Origin of the sequence: Streptomyces sp. MA5143a (genome assembly GCF_900290235.1) — a bacterium.
Classification (GTDB): domain Bacteria; phylum Actinomycetota; class Actinomycetes; order Streptomycetales; family Streptomycetaceae; genus Streptomyces.
Genome location: NZ_OLMK01000086.1, coordinates 20,839 through 40,116, shown reverse-complemented (window position 1 = coordinate 40,116; position 19,278 = coordinate 20,839). Strand labels below are relative to the sequence as shown.

General features: G+C 74.0%; 5 protein-coding genes. 3 read left to right on the top strand and 2 right to left on the bottom strand.

Annotation, left to right across the window (positions count from 1 at the left end):
* Together SMA5143A_RS31915 and SMA5143A_RS31910 are read right to left on the bottom strand one after the other, a co-directional pair.
* Window positions 1-1,725: a dolichyl-phosphate-mannose--protein mannosyltransferase gene (locus SMA5143A_RS31915; protein WP_181362094.1), complete on the bottom strand. Its 1,725-nt coding sequence runs from the start codon at window positions 1,723-1,725 to the stop codon at window positions 1-3.
* An 80-nt stretch (window positions 1,726-1,805) separates the two neighbouring features.
* Window positions 1,806-2,588 carry a thioesterase II family protein gene (locus SMA5143A_RS31910; RefSeq protein ID WP_107466330.1) on the bottom strand — a complete coding sequence of 261 codons (783 nt, stop codon included), beginning with the start codon at window positions 2,586-2,588 and terminating at the stop codon, window positions 1,806-1,808.
* Between the two features lie 248 nt (window positions 2,589-2,836).
* Here SMA5143A_RS31910 and SMA5143A_RS31905 point away from each other — a divergent pair, with 248 nt between their 5' ends.
* From SMA5143A_RS31905 to SMA5143A_RS31895, 3 genes are all read left to right on the top strand, one after another.
* A complete protein-coding gene (locus tag SMA5143A_RS31905) occupies window positions 2,837-9,454 on the top strand; it encodes a type I polyketide synthase (RefSeq protein WP_107466329.1) in 6,618 nt (2,205 codons plus the stop codon).
* Window positions 9,455-9,629: 175 nt separating this feature from the next.
* Window positions 9,630-16,172, top strand: a complete 6,543-nt coding sequence (locus SMA5143A_RS31900) for a type I polyketide synthase (RefSeq protein WP_441349509.1) — start codon at window positions 9,630-9,632, stop codon at window positions 16,170-16,172.
* Window positions 16,173-16,483: 311 nt separating this feature from the next.
* Window positions 16,484-19,171 (top strand): LuxR family transcriptional regulator, encoded by a 2,688-nt coding sequence (locus SMA5143A_RS31895; RefSeq protein WP_258193854.1) that lies wholly within the window; start codon window positions 16,484-16,486, stop codon window positions 19,169-19,171.
* Window positions 19,172-19,278: the final 107 nt, after the last annotated feature.

Here is a 19,278-nt window from a genome sequence, read left to right as displayed (position 1 = left end):
TCAGATCCAGGTGTCGAGCCACATCCTGCCCCGCCAGCCCTCGTACGGGATGGTCTGGCCCGAGTACAGCGGGTAGAAGTAGATGAAGTTCCACGCGATGAGCAGCACCAGGGCGCCGGCGACGATCGCGCCCGCCGAGCGGCGGTTGGCGTCCGCGCCCGGCGGCCCGAGCAGCGCGCCCACCGTCATCGCGACGGCCAGGCACAGGAACGGCACGAACACCACGGCGTAGAAGGAGAAGACGGTCCGGTCCTGGTACAGGAACCACGGCAGATAGCCCGCGCCGACACCGCACAGCACCGCGCCCGCCCGCCAGTCGCGGCGCAGCGCCCACCGGAACAGCAGATAGCCGAGCGCCAGGCACGCCGCCCACCACAGCAGCGGGGTGCCGAGGGCGAGGACCGTCTGTGAACAGTCGACGGCCGTGGCGCAGCCGTCCTGTCCGGGCCGCGGCGACTGGTAGTGGAACAGCACGGGACGGCCGAGGACCAGCCAACTCCACGGGTTCGACTCGTACTTGTGCGCCGTGTGCAGGCCCACGTTGAACTCGTAGACGCCGTACTCGTAGTGCCACAGGCTGCGCAGCGGCGCCGGGATCCACGACCAGAGTCCGCCCCGGTCGTCCGCCCAGTGCCGTCCGTATCCCTTGTCGGACAGGAACCAGCCGGTCCAGGTGAGCACGTACGTCACCACCGCCACGGGGACGACGGACAGCAGCGACCAGCCGAGGTCTTTGCGGAGCACCGCACGGTAGGGGTGGCGGGCCCCCGCGACACGGCGGGCGGCGACGTCCCACAGCACGGTCAGGGCCACGAAGAACACCAGGACGTACAGGCCGTTCCACTTGGTGGACGCGGCCAGGCCCAGACAGACGCCGGCCGCGAGGCGCCAGGGCCGCGGCCCGGTCCCGGCGCGTTCGGCGGTGTCCGCGTCCGGTGCCGCGCGGCCGTCGTCGTCGACCGGCAGGGCGGCCGCGAGGCGGGCCCGGGCACGGTCCCGGTCGACCAGGAGGCAGCCGAACGCCGCGAGCACGAAGAACATCACGATGATGTCGAGGAGCGCGGAGCGGCTCATCACATAGTGCAGGCCGTCCATCGCCATGAACGCGCCGGCCAGACATCCCAGCAGCGTCGACCGGAACAGCCGGCGTCCTATTCGGCACAGCATCAGCACCGACAGCGTGCCCAGGACGGCCGTCATGAAGCGCCAGCCGAACGGGTCGAGGCCGAACATCCACTCCCCGACGGCGATGACCCACTTACCCATGGGTGGATGCGCGACGAAGGTCCCCGGATCGGTCAACGAGATCACCTGAGGGTCCGCCAGGATCTGCGGGTCGGCGATCTTCCGGTCCGGCCAGGTGCCCTCGTACCCGAGCCGGAGCATGGACCAGGCGTCCTTGGCGTAGTACGTCTCGTCGAACATCACGGCGCGCGGCCGGCCGAGGTCCCAGAAGCGGACGGCGCCCGCCAGGACGGTGACGAGCAACGGGCCGAGCCAGCCCATCGCGTGCGCGACCCGGTGTGCCGTGACCGCCCCGAGCCCGAGGCGCTCCCACGGCCGGGTCCCCGGCTCGGGGAACGCCGGAACCAGCCGTTCCCGCACGTCGGCCCCCGGACGCCCGACGTACCCGAAGCGGCGCAACCGCCCCCGCCAGTCACCGACCTCCCCCGACGAACCGCTGCCCTGAACAACCTGGCCACACGCCGTGTCGCTACTCGTCACCGGGTGACCCTAGTACGTCGGCGCCGGCCCGCCGCCCTCCGCCCACCTGTTCGACGGCGAACGGTTCCCGTCGGCAGGCGTCAGGGCTCGACCGGGCCGGACGGCCGTACGCCGGTCAGGGTCTCGGTGATCTGCCGGAGGACCTCGGGTGCCTGCTCGACCAGGTAGAAGTGGCCGCCGGGGTAGGTCTTCATGGCGAAGGGACCCGTCGTGTGGTCCTGCCAGGCCCGTACGTCGTCCACGGGGGCCTTGGGGTCGGTGTCGCCCACCAGGGCCGTGATCGGGCAGGTCAGACGGTGTGTCCGCTCGGGGCGGTACAGCTCGGCCGCACGGTAGTCGCTGCGGATCGCGGGCAGGACCATGCGCAGTACCTCGTCGTCGCCGAGGATGCGGCTGTCGGTGCCGGCCAGCCGTTTGATCTCGGCGAGGAGCGCCTCGTCGCCGCGCCGGTGCACGTCGTCCTCCACCCGGAACCGGGAAGGGGCGCGTCGGCCGGAGGCGAACAGCGTCACCGGCACCACCCCGGCCCGCGATTCCAGCAGGCCCGCCAGCTCGAACGCGAGGGACGCGCCCATGCTGTGCCCGAACAGCGCCAGCGGGCGGTCCGCCTCCGCGAGGACCAACGGCAGCAGCCGGTCGGCGAGTTCGGGGATCGTCTCGACGCACGGCTCCAGGCGCCGGTCCTGCCGGCCCGGATACTGCACCGCGAGCACCTCGACCCGTGGGGACAGGGCCTGGGACACCGGGAAGTAGAAGCTCGCCGAGCCCCCGGCGTGCGGCAGGCACAGCAGCCTCACGTCACTGTCGGCGGCGGGGTGGTAGCGGCGGATCCACAGATCCCTGTCCTCGGTCTGCACGGTCACCTGTCGGCTCCGGAAGCTGGGGGCTGGCGGTCCTCGGACGCTAACAGCCGGCGGCCGTCGCCCGGCCGCCGTCGGCCCCCTGACCCCACCCCTAACCTCCCGGGGCGAGGTCAGGGGTGTCGGTACCCGCCCATGATCTCGTCTACTTGAAAGTCCAATCTTCCAGGACCGCTCGGCCCGCCGTCCTGCGGCGACCGCTGCCCGCTCCCTGGTGAACATCCGCACGGCTCCGACCCCAGGGGGTTCCAGTGACGGACGAAGCTCGACTCGTCGAATACATCCGTACGATGACGGGCGATCTCCGCAAGGCGCACAGACGGCTGAAGCAGCTGGAGGACGCCGACAGCGAACCCCTGGCGATCGTCGGCATCGGCTGCCGGTTCCCCAGCGGTGTCCACGGCCCCGACGAGCTGTGGCGGCTGGTGGACGAGGGCCGCGACGCGGTGGGCCCCATGCCCGACAACCGCGGCTGGGACTTCGACGCCCTGTTCGCCGACGACGACGGGCTCGGCACCAGCCGCGCCCGGGAGGGCGCCTTCCTGTACGACGCGGGCGAGTTCGACGCCGGTTTCTTCGGGATCTCGCCCCGTGAGGCCCTGGCGATGGATCCGCAGCAGCGGCTGCTGCTGGAGGTCGCCTGGGAGGCGCTGGAGCACGCCCGGATCGTGCCGTCCTCGCTGGCCGGCAGCCGCACCGGCGTCTACGCGGGCCTCATGTACCACGACTACGGCGGCGAACTGTCCACCCTCCCCGACGAGGTGCAGGGCCTGATGAGTACCGGCATGTCCGGCAGTGTGCTCTCCGGCCGGGTCGCCTACACCCTCGGTCTGGAGGGGCCGGCCCTCACCGTGGACACGGCCTGCTCCTCCTCCCTGGTCACCCTGCACCTCGCCGCCCAGGCACTGCGGGCGGGGGAGTGCGACCTGGCGCTGGCCGGCGGCGCCACCGTCATGTCCAGCCCGGCCACGTTCGTCGAGAGCAGCCGACAGGGCAATGTGGCGCCCTTCGGCCGCTGCCGGTCGTACGCGGACGCCGCCGACGGCACCGCGTGGGGCGAGGGCGCCGCCGTGCTGGTCGTGGAGCGGCTCACGGACGCCCGCCGCCACGGGCACCGGATCCTCGCCGTGGTCCGCGGCACCGCCGTCAATCAGGACGGCGCGTCCAACGGTCTGACCGCACCCAACGGCCCCTCCCAGCAGCGTGTCATCCGCCAGGCCCTGGCGAACGCCCGACTGACCGCCGCCGATGTCGACGTCGTGGAGGGGCACGGCACCGGCACCCGCCTCGGCGACCCCGTGGAGGCCCAGGCGCTCCTGGCGACCTACGGGGCGGAGCGACCCGATGGGCAACCGCTGTGGCTGGGGTCGGTGAAGTCGAACCTGGCGCACACCCAGGCCGCCGCCGGTGCCGCCGGCGTCATCAAGATGGTCATGGCCATGCGTCACGGCAGGCTGCCCCGCACCCTCCATGTCGACCGGCCGTCACCACAGGTCGACTGGACCGCCGGGGCCGTCGAACTGCTCATGGAACCGCGCGACTGGCCCGACCTCGACCGCCCCCGCCGGGCCGCAGTCTCCTCCTTCGGCGTGAGCGGCACCAACGCCCATGTGATCCTCGAACAGGCCCCGACGGACGCGGAACCCGCAGGTGAGGCGGAACCCGCAGGTGAGGCGGACACCGCAGGTGAGGCGGACACCGGCGGTGAGGCGGACACCGTCGTGCCGCTGCCCGTCGTACCGGTCCTCGTGTCCGCCCGCGACACCGACGCCCTGCGGTCCCAGGCCGCCAGGTTGCACGTGCACATGAGCGGCGCCACCGCCCCGCGGCTGCTCGACGCCGGTCACGCCACCGCCACCACCCGGACCGCCCTCGACCACCGTGCCGTGGCCGTCGTCTCGGACGGCGACGACCTCACCCGCGCCCTGAAGGCCCTCGCCGCCGGGGAACCGGCACCCGGACTGGTGACGGGCCTGGCCGACGAACAGGTCTGCGCCTTCCTGTTCACCGGGCAGGGCGCCCAGCGCCCCGGGATGGGCCGTGAACTGCACGCCGTCTTCCCGGTGTTCGCGCAGGCCCTCGACGCCGTCTGCGCCGAACTCGACCGACACCTCGAACGGCCCCTGCGGGACCTCATGTTCGCCGAGCCCGGCACCGACGCGTCCGCGCTCCTCGACGAGACCCAGTACACCCAGGCCGCGACCTTCGCGATGGAGGTGGCGCTGTTCCGGCTCGTGGAGAGCTGGGGAGTCACCCCCCGCCACCTGGCCGGACACTCCATCGGCGAACTCACCGCCGCCCACGTCTCCGGCATGCTCGCGCTGCCCGACGCCTGTGCCCTGGTGGCCGCCCGCGGCCGGCTCATGCAGGCCCTGCCGGCCGGTGGCGCCATGGTGGCCGTCGAGGCCACCGAGGAGGAGGTCGCGCCGCTGCTCGCGGGGCGGGAGGACACCGTCGCCCTCGCGGCCGTCAACGGCGAACGGTCCGTGGTGGCCTCGGGCACCGCGGAGGCGGTCGCCCCTGTCGCCGAGCACTTCAGCGGACTCGGCCGCCGCACCCGGACGCTGCGCGTGTCCCACGCCTTCCACTCGCCGTTGATGAACCCCATGCTCGACGCCTTCCGCGACGTCGTCCGGACCCTCACCTTCCGCCCCCCGACGATCCCCGTCGTCTCCAGCGTCACCGGTGCCCCGCAGACCGACGAGGAGTGGCGGTCGCCGGACTACTGGGCCCGACAGGTCCGCGACACCGTCCGCTTCCACGACGTGACCCGCACCCTGCGCGCGGCGGGCGTCACCACCTCCCTCGAACTCGGCCCGGACGCCGCGCTGACCGCGATGGCCGACGGAGACGAGGACACCGCCCGGCCCGTGGCGGCCCAACGCCGCGACCAGCCCGAGGCAACGGCGCTCGTCACCGCGCTGGCCCATCTGCACACCCGCGGCGTCCCGGTCGACTGGGCCGCCTTCTACGCGGGCCGGGGCGCCCGCCCCGTGTCCCTGCCGACCTACGCCTTCCAGCACCGGCACTACTGGCTGCGGCCCCGGCCCGGGGCGTCAGCCGCCACCGGCGCGGCCGGACTGCCCGCCGCCGGACACCCCCTGCTCGGCGCCGCCGTCACCGTCGCCGGTACCGGCACCCTGCTGCTGACCGGCCGCCTCGGCCTGGACACCCACCCCTGGCTGGCCGACCACGCGGTGGGCGGCACCGTCCTCGTCCCCGGAACCGCCCTCCTCGAACTCGCCCTGCACGCCGCCTCCCGGCACCACGGGGCCGCCCGTACGGCCCTGCGCGTCGGCGAACTCGTCCTCCAGGCCCCACTCGTACTGCCCGCCACCGGAGGCGTCCGCATCCAGGCCGTCGTCAGCGAGCCCGACGCCGACGGGCGGTCCGCGTTCCGCGTGGCCTCCCGACCCGAGACGGCCGACGGCGACGACTGGACCACCCACGCCGACGGCGTCCTCGACGCCGAACAACCCGCCACCGACCCGGCAAGCGGCGCCGCGTGGCCCCCCGCCGGAGCCACCCCCCTCGACACCGACACCCTCTACCCCGGTTTCGCCGCCGCCGGTTTCGGCTACGGGCCCACCTTCCGGGGCGTACGACGGGCCTGGCGCCACGGCGACGAGGTGTACGCGGAGGTCGCGCTGCCCGAAACCGTCACGGACGCCGACGACTTCGCCCTCCACCCGGCGCTCGCCGACGCCGCCCTGCACGCCGCCGTGTTCGCCGGCGGCCCCGCCGCGGAGACGGCCGACGAGGGCAGGCTGCCGTTCGTGTGGGACGGAGTGACCCTCCACGCCACCGGGGCCACCGCGCTGCGCGTCCGGATCACCCCCACCGGCCCCGACAGCTTCGCCCTCGCCCTCGCGGATCCCACGGGCAGCCCCGTGGCGGACATCCGCTCGCTCACCGTCCGCGCCGCCCCCGGTCCGACCGCTCCCGCGCAGGCCGCCGTCCCGGACCGCGATCTCCTCCTGCCCGGCTGGGGGGAGGTCCCCCTCCCGGCCGAGCCCGCCGCCCCGGCCGACCGCTGGGCACTCGTCGGCGACCCGGGCCGACTGCCCCTGTTCCCCGGCGCGGCCCACCACCCTGACCCGGCCACCGCCGCACGGGACGCCGACCAGATCGTCGTCGCCCTCGACGCCGCGCTGCCGCCCGGCACCGAACCGGGCGACCCGGACGCCGTGACGGCCGTGCACACCGCGACCCGCCGGGCGCTCGACACCGTACGACGCTGGTCGACCGACGACAGCGGCGCCCGGCTCACCGTGCTCCTTCGGGGCGCCGCACGGGTCGGCGACGACGACCCCGCCGCCGACCCCGTCGCGGCGGCCGTGTGGGGGCTGCTGAGTTCCGCCGCGCACGAGAACCCCGACCGGATCACCGTCGTCGACTGGGACGGCGACGACGCGTCGGCCGCCGTCCTCGGCCGAGCCCTCGCCCACCCCGAACCCCGCCTCGCCCTCCGCGCCGGCACCCTCCACACGCCCCGCCTGGTGCCGCTCACCCGCGACCCGGCGCTGCTGCCCCCGCCCGGACCCGGACCCTGGGTCCTCGACCGCGCGGGCGACGGCGCGACCATCGACGACCTCGCGCTCGTCCCGGCACCCGACAGCCTCGGTGCACCCCTCGGGTCCGGCCAGGTGCTGGTCGAGGTGCGCGCCTGCGGAGTCAACTTCCGGGACGTCGTCGTCGCCCTCGGCCTCGTCCCCGGCATGCGCGGCCTCGGCGGCGAACTCGCCGGTGTCGTCACCGCCGTCGGCCCCGACGTGCCCGACCTCCGGCCCGGTGACCGGGTCCTCGGCCTCGGCCCCGCCACCTTCGGCCCGGTCGCCGTCACCGACCACCGTTGGCTGGCACCGATGCCCGACGGCTGGACCTTCGCACAGGCCGCCGCCGTACCCATCGCCTACCTCACGGCCTACTACGGCCTCGTGGACCTCGCGGGCGTCCGCCCCGGCCAGAAGGTGCTCGTCCACGCGGGCGCCGGAGGCGTCGGCACGGCCGCCGTCCAGCTCGCCCGCCATCTGGGCGCCGAGGTGTACGCCACCTCCAGCGCCGGGAAACGGCACGTACTGAGCGCCGCCGGGCTCGACGACGACCACACCGCCGATTCGCGCAGCCTCGGCTTCGCCGACCACTTCCGGCGGACCACCGACGGGCAGGGCATGGACGTCGTCCTCGACTGCCTGGCGGGGGAGTTCGTCGACGCGGGCCTCGGACTGCTGCCGCGCGGCGGCCACTTCCTGGAGATGGGCAAGACCGACATCCGCGACCCGCAGGACGTGGCCGCCGCCCACCCCGGCGTCACCTACCAGGCGTACGACCTCCAGGAGGCGTCCCCCGACCGGATGCGCGAGATGCTCCGGGCGGTCCTCGACCTGTTCGCGGACGGGGCGCTCACCCCGCCCCCGCTGACGGTGTGGGACATCCGCCGGGCCCGGGACGCGTTCCGCGCGCTCAGCCAGGCCAAGCTGGTCGGCAAGGCCGTCCTCACCGTGCCCCGCCGCCCGGACCCGACAGGCACTTTCGTGGTCACCGGCGCGGGCGGCCACCTCGGCGGCCTCGTCGCCCGGCACCTCGTCACCCACCACGGCGCCCGTCACCTGCTGCTGCTCGGCCGTCGCGGCCCCGCCGCCCCCGGGGCCGCGGAACTGGAGGCGGACCTGCGCGCGGCGGGCGCCGCCGACGTCACCACCCTCGCCTGCGACGTCGCCGACCGCGACGCCCTGCGAACCGCCCTGGCCGGCCTGCCCGCCGACCGGCCCACCACGGCGATCGTCCACACCGCGGGCGTCCTCGACGACGGCATCGCCGCGGGACTCACCGACGAGCAGCTCCACCGCGTCCTGCTCCCCAAGGCCGACGCCGCCGCCCACCTCGACTCCGTCACCCGCGAACTCGGCCACGACCCGGCGGTGTTCGCCCTGTTCTCCTCCGCGTCCGGCTTCACCGGCAACCCCGGCCAGGCCAACTACGCCGCCGCGAACACCTGCCTGGACGCCCTCGCGGCACAGCGCAGGGCCCGCGGGCTCGCCGCCGTCTCCCTGCTCTGGGGAGCCTGGGAACAAGCGGGCGACGGCATGACCGCCGGACTCGGCGACACCGACCAGCGCCGCATGGCCCGGTCCGGCCTGCGCGCCCTCGGGGCCGACCAGGGCCTCGCCCTGTTCGACACCGCCCTCGGCGTGGACGCCCCCGCCGTGGCACCCCTGGCACTGGACACCGCCGCCCTGCGCGGACAGGCCGAGGCGGGCACCCTGCCCGCCGTGTTCCGCGCCCTCGTCCAGACCTCCGCCCTGCGGCGCGCGGCCGGCGCCGCGGCGGGCGAACCCGCCCTCGCCGAGCGGCTGGCCCCGCTGTCCGACAGCGAGCGCGACCAGCTGCTGCTCGACCTCGTCCACACGCACACCGCCACCGTCCTCGGACACGGCTCGCCGCAGACCCTCGGCTCGCAGCGCACCTTCCGCGAACTCGGCTTCGACTCCCTGACCGCCGTCGAGCTGCGCAACAGCCTCGGCGCCGCCACCGGACTGCGGCTGCCCGCGACCCTCGTCTTCGACCACCCCACCCCCCAGGCGCTGGTGGCCCTGCTGCGCGCCGAGCTCGCGCCGCCGCAGGCGTCACCGGCCCAGGAGGCACTGACCCTCCTCGACGGTCTCCTCCGGCACCTCGGGGAGGTCGCCCCCGACGACCCGGACCGCAGGCACCTCGACGAGCGGCTGCGGCACCTGTTGGAGACGTGGCGCCGACCGGACGCCACCACCGACGGCCACGACACCGAGCACGATCCGCACCACGACCTCGACACGGCCTCCGACGACGACCTCTTCGCCATGGTCGACGACGGCGTCCGACTGCCCTGAAACCGCCGGAATCCGCCCCGGCCGCACCGCCCGGCCGCCTGGCCCGGCGGTGCACCACCCGCTCCGGCACGCCGCCCCCCACGTGCCCCGCCGGCAGCTCACCCCCCACCTCGAGGAAAGTGACGCACGTATGTCCAGCACAGCCGACGAACCCGGCACCGCCACCGAGAGCAAGCTGCGCGAGTACCTGAAGCGGGCCATCGCCGACGCCCGCGACCTGCGCGAGCGGCTGAAGCGGACGGAGGACCGGGTGCGGGAGCCGATCGCCGTCATCGCCATGGCCTGCCGGTTCCCCGGCGGGGTCCTGTCCCCGGAGGACCTGTGGCGCATGGCGGCCGACGGCGTCGACGCGATCGGCCCCTTCCCGCGCGACCGGGGCTGGCCGCTCGACGACCTGTACGCGGCGGCCGACGGCGACTCCTCCTCGACCACGCTGGAAGGCGGCCTCCTCGGCGACCCGGCCGGCTTCGACGCGGAGTTCTTCGGGATATCGCCCCGCGAGGCCCAGGCGATGGACCCGCAGCAGCGGCTGCTCCTGGAGGTGTCCTGGGAGGCGGTCGAGCGCGCGGGCATCGACGCCACGGTCCTGCGGGGCAGCCGCACCGGAGTGTTCTTCGGCGGCGGATCCGAGGACTTCGCCGGTCTGCTGGCGATCTGCCGCGACTCCGCCGAGACACCGTCCCTCACCGGCGTGACCAGCAGCGTCATGTCCGGCCGCGTCGCGTACACCCTCGGTCTGGAGGGCCCCGCGCTGACCGTGGACACCGCCTGCTCCTCATCGCTCGTCACCCTGCACCTCGCCGTTCAGGCGCTGCGCACGGGGGAGTGCGACCTGGCGCTCGCCGGCGGTGCGACGGTGATGGCGACGCCCGGCATCTTCCCCGAGTTCGCCCGCCAGGGTGGACTCGCCTCCGACGGCCGCTGCAAGGCTTTCGCGGACACCGCCGACGGCACCGGCTGGGGCGAGGGCGTCGGCGTGCTGATGGTGGAACGGCTGTCGGACGCCCGCCGCAAGGGCCACCCCGTGCTCGCGGTGATCCGCGGCTCCGCGGTGAACCAGGACGGCGCCTCCAACGGCCTCACCGCTCCCAACGGCCCCTCCCAGCAGCGCGTCATCCGGGACGCCCTGGCCAACGCGGGCCTGTCGCCGGCGGACGTGGACGCGGTGGAGGCCCATGGCACCGGCACCCGCCTCGGCGACCCCATCGAGGCGCAGGCCCTGCTGGCCACGTACGGGCAGGGCAGGCCCGAGGACCGGCCGCTGTGGCTCGGCTCCGTGAAGTCCAACATCGGGCACACCGTGGCGGCGGCCGGGGTCGGCGGTGTGATCAAGACGGTGATGGCCCTGCGGCACGGGGTCCTGCCCAAGACCCTGCACGTCGACCGGCCGTCGCGACACGTGGACTGGTCCGCGGGCGCGGTGGAACTCCTGACGGAGACCCGGCCCTGGCCGGAGACGGGGCGACCCCGCCGGGCCGGGGTCTCGTCGTTCGGGATCAGCGGCACCAACGCCCATGTCATCCTCGAACAGGGCGACGAATCCCCGGTCTGCCCTCCGGAGGAGGACATCTCCCCACGGCCCCTGCCCTGGCTTCTCTCCGCCCGCGGCGAGACAGCCCTCCAGGCTCAGGCCGCGAGGCTCCACGCCCACCTCACCGACCATCCCCACACGCGCCTCCAGGACATCGGCCTCTCGTCGACGGTCGCCCGTGCCGCCCTGGAGCACCGCGCCGTGATCGTCGGGACCGGACGCGACGAACTGCGGCGAGGCGTCGCGGCCCTGGCGGAGGGGCGACCGGACGCGGGACTGACACGTGGGCGTGTGAGTGACGGTCCTGGTGCGGTGTTCGTGTTTCCGGGGCAGGGGTCGCAGTGGGTGGGGATGGCGGTGGAGCTGTGGGAGGCCTCGCCGGTGTTCGCGGAGCGGATGGGGGAGTGCGAGGAGGCGTTGTCGGCGTTCGTGGACTGGTCGCTGCGCGAAGTCCTGTCCGATGAGGCTGCGTTGGGTCGGGTGGATGTGGTGCAGCCGGTGTTGTGGGCGGTGATGGTGTCGCTGGCTGAGGTGTGGCGGTCGTTCGGGGTGGAGCCGGCGGCGGTCGTGGGGCATTCGCAGGGGGAGATCGCGGCTGCCGTCGTGGCCGGGGGGTTGTCCCTGGCAGACGGAGCGCGGGTGGTCGCCCTTCGGTCCCAGGCGATCCTGGCCCTGTCCGGCAAGGGCGGTATGGCCTCCGTGCAACTCCCGGTGGTGGAGGTGGAGCAGTTCGCCCCGGTGGCGGACGGGCGGGTGGAGGTGGCGGCGGTCAATGGTCCGTCCTCGGTGGTCGTGGCGGGTACGCCGGAGGGTCTGGACGAAGTGATCGTCGAGGCGGAGGCGCGGGGCGCGCGTGCCCGGCGGGTCGAGGTGGACTACGCCTCGCACTCCGCGCATGTCGAGCAGATCCACGACGAACTCCTGGATCTGCTGGGCGGCTTGGAGCCGACGGCGTCCCGGGTCCCCTTCTTCTCCACGGTGACCGCCGACCGGTTCGACACGTCTGGGCTGGACGCGGAGTACTGGTACCGGAATCTGCGGTCCACCGTGCGGCTGGAGTCGACGGTGGCGAGGCTCGTCGAAGCCGGGCACACCGTCTTCGTCGAGGCCAGCCCCCACCCCGTCCTGGCCGGTGCCGTGCAGGAGACGGCGGAGGCGGCCGGTCGGGACGTGGCCGTCACCGGGACCCTGCGCCGGGACGACGGCGGCATGGAGAGGCTGCTGCTGTCGTTGGCGGAGGCGTACGTGCACGGGGCGCCCGTCGACTGGCGGAAGTGCTACGCCGGGACCGGGGCCCGGACCGTCGACCTGCCCACCTATGCCTTCCAGCACCGGCGCTACTGGACGGAGTTGCCCGTCGCCCGGTTCGGGGACGCGGCGCTCGCCGGGCTCGGGGCGGCGGAACACCCCTTGCTGGGTGCCGTCCTTGAGCCGGCCGACGGCGACCGCACGGTGTTCACCGGGCGGTTGTCGCCGCAGGAGCAGCCCTGGACGGCGGATCACGCGGTGCACGGCACCATGCTGCTGCCCGGCACGGCCTTCCTGGAGCTGGCGCTGTGGGCGGGGGAGCGGACGCGGGCGCCTCGGGTCGACGAACTCGTCCTGGAAGCACCGCTGCTGCTGTCCGAGTCCGAGCCGGTGCGGTTGCAGATCGTCGTGGACGGGCCGGAGGAGGACGGGCGACGGGCCGTGCGGTTCTTCTCCCGCGCGGAGTCCACGGGACAGGAGTGGACCCGGCACGGCAGCGCCGTACTGAGCGGGGCCGAGCAGCCGGAGTTCGATCTGGGCGCCTGGCCGCCGACCGGTGCCGAACCGGTCGAACTGGCCGGCCTGTACGAGAAGATGGCGACCGCCGGGTTCGGGTACGGCCCCGCCTTCCGGGGACTGCGGGCCGCGTGGCTGCGCGGCGACGAGGTGTTCGCCGAGGTGGAGATCGACCCGGTGGGCACCGACGGCCAGGATTTCCTGGCGCATCCCGCGCTGCTCGACGCGGCCCTCCACGCCGCCGGTCTGCTGCCGGGCACGCTGGACAGCGGCGCGCGGCTGCCGTTCTCCTGGTCCGGTGTGGCGATGTACGCGACCGGGGCCACCTCGCTCCGGGTACGGCTGGCCCCGGCCGGGGCCGACGGGTTGTCCCTGCACGCCGTGGACGCCCTGGGCGCCCCCGTGCTCGCGGTGGACGAGCTCGCCTTCCGGCCGGTCTCGCCCGAGCGGCTGTCGGCGGCGGCGCCCGGCGGACCGGACGGCCTGCTCAGGGTCGAGTGGCCCGAGCTGGCCGTGCGCGCCGCCACCGCCGGGACGTACCTGTGGCTCGGCGGGGACGAGGCGGAGGGCACGCGGACGTACGGCACGGTCGCGGCCCTCGACGCCGCGCTCACGGCGGGTGAACCGGCGCCCTCGGCCGTGGTGGTCCGCTGTCCCGTCACCGCCGACGAGTGCGATCCCGCGGAGGCCGCCGAACGCGCCACGACGTGGGGCCTGGACCTGCTGCGGCAGTGGCTGGGCGGAACGCGGGCGGCCGACCTGCCCCTGGTCGTCGTCACCCGGGACGCGGCCCCCGTCCCCGGCCCGCCCACCACCGCCACGGGTACCGCACACGCGGCCCTCGTCGGCCTGCTCAGGTCCGCCCAGGCGGAGGAGCCGGGCCGCGTCGTCCTCGTCGACGTCACCGGGGACGAGCCGCCGGATCCGGCGTCCCTCGACGCCGCGCTCGCCGCCGCCGAACCCGAGGTCGCCCTGCGAGGCGGCACGGTGCACGGGAGGCGGCTGGTGCGGGCCGGCGGTGAACCCGGCCTGCTGCGTCCACCTGCCGGGCACACCCAGTGGCGGCTCGACGTCACCGAGCCCGGGTCGTTCGGGAACCTCGCCCTCGTGCCCACCGCGGAAGGCACCGGGGAACTCGCCGAGGGGCAGGTCCGGGTGGCCGTCCACGCGGCCGGACTGAACTTCCGTGACACCCTCATCGCCCTCGGCATGTACCCGGACCCCGCCCCCCTCGGCAGCGAGGGGTGCGGGGTGGTGACCGAGGTGGGGCCCGGCGTCACCGGCCACACCCCCGGCGACCGTGTGATGGGCACGCTCGACACCCCGTTCGCCCCTGTCTCCGTCGCCGACGCCCGGCTGCTCGCACCGGTCCCCGACGGCTGGTCGAACGCCGAGGGCGCCGCGGCCACCGTCGCGTTCCTGACCGCGTACTACGGACTGGTCGACCTCGGCGGGCTGCGCGCGGGCCAGCGGATCCTGATCCACGCGGGCGCCGGCGGTGTGGGCTCCGCCGCCGTGCGGCTCGCCCGCCACCTGGGCGCCGAGGTGTACGCGACGGCGTCCCGCCCCAAGTGGCACGCGCTGCGCGCCGCCGGCCTGGACGACACGCACATCGCGGACTCCCGCACCCTCGACTTCCGTGACGCTTTCCTCACCGCCACCGACGGCCGGGGCATGGACGTGGTCCTCAACTGCCTGGCCGGAGAGTTCACCGACGCCTCCCTCGAACTGCTGCCGCGCGGCGGGCGGTTCGTCGAGATGGGCAAGACCGACCCGCGCGACCCCCGGCGGATCGCCGCCGAGCGTCCCGGAGCCGCCTACCTGCCCTTCGACCTCGCCGAGGCCGGACCGGAACGGATCCAGGAGATCCTGCGGGAACTGGGCGTCCTCTTCACGGACGGCACGCTCACCCCGCCGCCGGTGACCTGCTGGGACATCCACCGGGCCCCCGACGCGTTCCGGGCACTGGCGCGGGCGGACCTCGTCGGCAAGGCCGTACTGACCCTGCCGGGCGCCGGGTTCACGGCCGACGAGACCGTGCTCGTCACCGGCGGTACCGGCACGCTGGGCGCCCTGGTCGCCCGGCGCCTCGTCACCCACCACGGAGCCCGGCGGCTGCTCCTGCTGTCCCGCTCGGGACCCGAGCCGGACGCGGCGCGGACGCTGTGCGCCGAACTCGCCGCGGCGGGCGCCGACGCCGAGGTGGTGGCCGGTGACATCGGTGACGCCGACGCCGTCACGCTCCTCCACGACCACCTCCTGAGGCGGGGGGAGCGGCTGGCCGCCATCGTGCACTGCGCGGGCACCACCGACGACGGCGCCCTCGCCTCCCTCACCGAGGAGCGGGTGGCGCGCGTCCTGCGACCCAAGACACACGGCGCCCGGAACCTGCGACGGCTCACCGGACTCCACCCGGAGGTACGGCGGGTGGTGCTGTTCTCCTCGGCCGCCGCCACCTTCGGCTCGCCGGGCCAGGCCAACTACGCGGCCGCCAACGCCTTCCTCGACGCCCTGGCGCACCGGTGGCGGGCCGAGGGCCTGCCTGCCGTGTCCGTCGGCTGGGGGCTGTGGGAGCAGGCCAGCGGTCTCACCGCCCACCTGGACGCCGCCGACCACCAGCGGCTGAGGGCCGGCGGCTTCCGGGCCCTGCCCACCGACGAGGCGCTCGCCCTGTTCGACGAGATGCTGCTCGGCCCGGTACCGGGCCCCGCCGTCGTGGCCGCGCCGCCGGACGCCGCGGCCCTGCGCGCCCGGCACGCGCGCGACCCGCTGCCATCGTTCCTGCGGGGCCTCCTCGGCCCGTCCGCCGCCCCCGCCCGACGCCGGGCCGCAGGGGAGACACGTGAGCCGGGCGAGGCGCTGCGCGCGCGGCTCAGGGCGCTGCCGGAGGAACGACGCCGCGCCACCCTGCTCGCCATGGTGCGCGGGGAGGTCGCCGCCGTGCTCGGGCATGCCACCGCGGCGCTCGTGGACACCGAACGGTCCTTCCGTGACATGGGATTCGACTCCCTCACAGCCGTCGAACTGCGCAACCGTCTGAATTCCGCCACCGGGCTGCGACTTCCCGCCACGCTGGCTTTCGACCATCCCCGGCTGGACGCCCTCGCCGCGCACGTGTCGGATCTCCTCGGCCCCGGCGAGGGCCGAGCGGCCACCGCGACGGACGGCGACGAGAAGGAGGCGGAGATCCGTAGCCTCCTCCTGTCGGTGCCCTTGGCACGCCTGCGTCAAAGCGGTCTGCTCGACCCGCTGCTCGCCCTCGCGACGGGACGGTCCGCCCCGTCGGCCGTGGCCGACGCCCACCGGCCGGACCGGGGTGACGACATCCGCGGGATGGACGCGGAGGCTCTGGTGAAAATGGCCAAAAATCTTTCCGTGGATCGAAAGCAGCAAACAGGAACTGACGCACAGTCATGGTTCTGATCAAACTCTGAGAATCTTTACACTGCGCATCCAGCCCGTTTCCGGAATGCTGGCTTCCATGGTCGCTGGCCCTTGGCTATGTTGGTGACGAGCCGATAACCGGGCTGATCGGCCGCGACAGTGAACCAGGGATCGGCTCATCAAAACCGATGTGGTTTTCGCGGGGGTTCTGAACCCATCGGACAGTTCTGTAGACCGTCCGGCGCGCTCTGCGATTTCTTGGTCGATCCCAAGCAAATCGCAGAACACGGTGGGGTGTGATTGGGGTTAGGTACATGTTGTTTTCTGGCCGAGACGACAAACTGCAACTCATGACGGCCCTCCTCGCCGAATGCGAGCGCGGTACAGCCCTGACCGTCGTCCTGGAGGGCGGAGTCGGCTCCGGGAAGACCGACCTCATGGAGGGCTTCGCCCATCATGCCCTGGAGAAGGGCGCCACCGTCCTGTCCCGGCCCGACCTCGATGATCTGGTCGCGCCCGGGGTGGACCGCACCGCTCCGCCGGGAGCACCGGAATCCGTGTGGCCGCCGGACTTAAGCGACGGTCTGGCGGCGCTCGCCGAGCGCGCACCCGTCGTCATCTGCTTGGACGGGCCGCGGGAACACGAGGAGTCCACCTGGCGCCGTCTGCTGGCGGCCCTGCGGCGCCGGCTGCGCAACAGCCCCATCATGGTGGTCGTGCCCCTGCTGCCGTTCGGTGGCTACCAGGGCGACGTGCACTGCGACCTGCTCCGCCAGCCCAACCTCCACCGCATCAGGCTGGGCTCCCTCGACCGTGACCAGGCCGCCGCGCTCTGTGCGACGCTGCACGGCGGCCCTCTGGACGACGCCGACCGCGAGGCGGTGCACGCACTCAGCGGCGGCAGCCCCCTGCTCGTCCGGGCCCTGGCCGAGGAACTGGACATGCGGGCCCGAGTCGGCGCCGGGGCACTCTGGCCCAGCCCGCGCGGCCTGTACTCCCGGGTCGCCCGGGACTGCGTACGCCTCAGCGGCCCGCTGGCCTCCTCCGTCGCCCTGGGCCTGGCCGCGCTGCGCGAGTTCTCCGACCCCGTCGGGCTCGCCGCCGTCCTGCGTCTGGAAGGGGCGGAGATCGCGCGCGGTCTGAACCTGCTGCGTGAGGCCGGTGTGGCCGACGGCTGCCGGCTGCGGCATCCGGTGATCGAGGACGAGATCCTGGAGCACGCCGACCCCGACCGTCGCGCCGAGATCCTGCTGCTGGCCGCCGAAGAGGTTCGCCGGCGCGGCGCGGGCGCCGGAGCGACGTCCCGCTATCTGCTGGAGATCGGCGCCGTCACCGAGCCCTGGCAGATGGCCGTCCTCCAACGCGCCACCGACGAGGCGCTGGCCAGGGACGACGCCGACTTCGCCGTCGCGTGCGTCGACCTCGCCCATGACGCCGCGACCGACTGCTGGGAACGGGCCAGGCTCGCGCTGAAACGTTACGTTGTACTGCTGCGCACCGACCCGTGGCGGGTCGAGCACCAGTACCTGGGCCGGATCGAGTGGCCCGAGTGCTCCCACGGGACGGACGCCTGCCCGGCACGGACCGTGCTCGCCGCCCTGCTGATGATCGGATGCGGGCGGCTGGACGAAGGCAGGGCGATGATCCGCACCGTGGCCGCACAGGCCGCGGGCGGAGGGGAGGCGAACGGGCAGCCCGACTACTTCAACGAGGGCTGGCCCTGGCTCTTCTGCCTCACCCCCGGCATACCCGACGCCTGGTCCCTGCAGATGTCCTCCGAACGGACCGCCTGCGGCGAGGAACACGACTTCGACGGCCGGGTCTGCGCCGACGGGGTCAACCTCGGCGTCTGCGTCATCGGGCACCACGTCCGGACCCCCGGCGTCCACGAGATCGAGGAACACCTCGCCGCGTGGTCCCTCGGCGACACCACCCTCGCTCTGATCGTTCCCGAACTGCGGCACCTCATGACCGCCGGCCGACCCGACCTCGCGGACGCCTGGTGCGAGCACTTCCAGGGGGAGGCGGCCGCGCGCGGTGTCGAGGGCTGGCGCCAGCTGTTCACCGCCCTGCGTGCCGAGGCCGCCCTCGCCCGCGGCAGGCTCGCCGAGGCCGAGACCCACGCCCGCGAGATCGTGGACCTGGGCGGGGACGCGCCCAGCCACTGGCTGTGCGGCCAGGTCATCACCGCCCTGATCAGCGCCTGCACCGCGTCCGGACAGTACGAGGAGGCCGTCCGACTGCTGGACCGGCCCGTGCCCGACGGGTTCTTCCGCAGCCTGCACGGACTGGACTACCTCCGGGCACGCGGCCGGTTCCTGCTGGCCGTGGGCCGCCCTCATCTCGCCCTGTCGGACTTCCTGGCCCTCGGCCGCCACGCCGAACGCTGCGACGCGTCCCTGAGGACACAGCCGACCTGGCGGATCGACGCGGCCGAGGCCTGGCTCGCCCTCGACAACACCCGGGAGGCCGAGCAACTCCTGGAGAACCACGAGACCCTCTCCGGCAGTGATACCCCCCTGGCCGCCGGGTCGTGGCTGCGCGTACGGGCCCAGCTCGCCCTCCCGCCCGAGCGGCCCGGACTGCTCACCCGGGCCGCCGAGCACCTCCAGGCGTCCGGCAACTCCTGGGAACTGGCCCGCGTCCTGGTCGACCTCGCGGAGGCCTACCGGGGCCTCGACCAGCCGGCCCGCGCCGACCTGACCCTGCGCAAGGCCCAGCAGCTGGCCGAGGAGTGCGGGGCAGGCCCGCTGCGCGAGCGGATCGCCTTCCTCGGGCTCGTCGACGGACGCCCCGCCGCACGCGCCGCGCGCGGCCCCCTCCGGGCCCCCGACCCCGTCGCGAAACTCAGCGACTCGGAGCGGCGCGTGGCGGTCCTGGCCTCCCGTGGCATGACAAACCGTGAGATATCGTCCGAACTCTTCATCACGGTCAGCACCGTCGAGCAACACCTGACTCGTGTCTACAAGAAGCTCGACATCACCTCGCGTCAGGAACTGCCGCTCCATATCGAGCTGGGGCTGCCCGAGTCCGCCTGACACCACCTTTACGGGGGTGCCTAGGGGTTGTCCGTGCGCAGGGCCACTGCGAGATTCTCCCCAAGGCGAAAGTCCACTGTGAATCCCTGGCTGAGGAGGTTTTCGGC

Excerpts from the sequence above, each read along its gene's own strand:
- SMA5143A_RS31895 (WP_258193854.1), top strand. The coding sequence starts at position 16,484 with ATGACGGCCCTCCTCGCCGAATGCGAGCGCGGTACAGCCCTGACCGTC.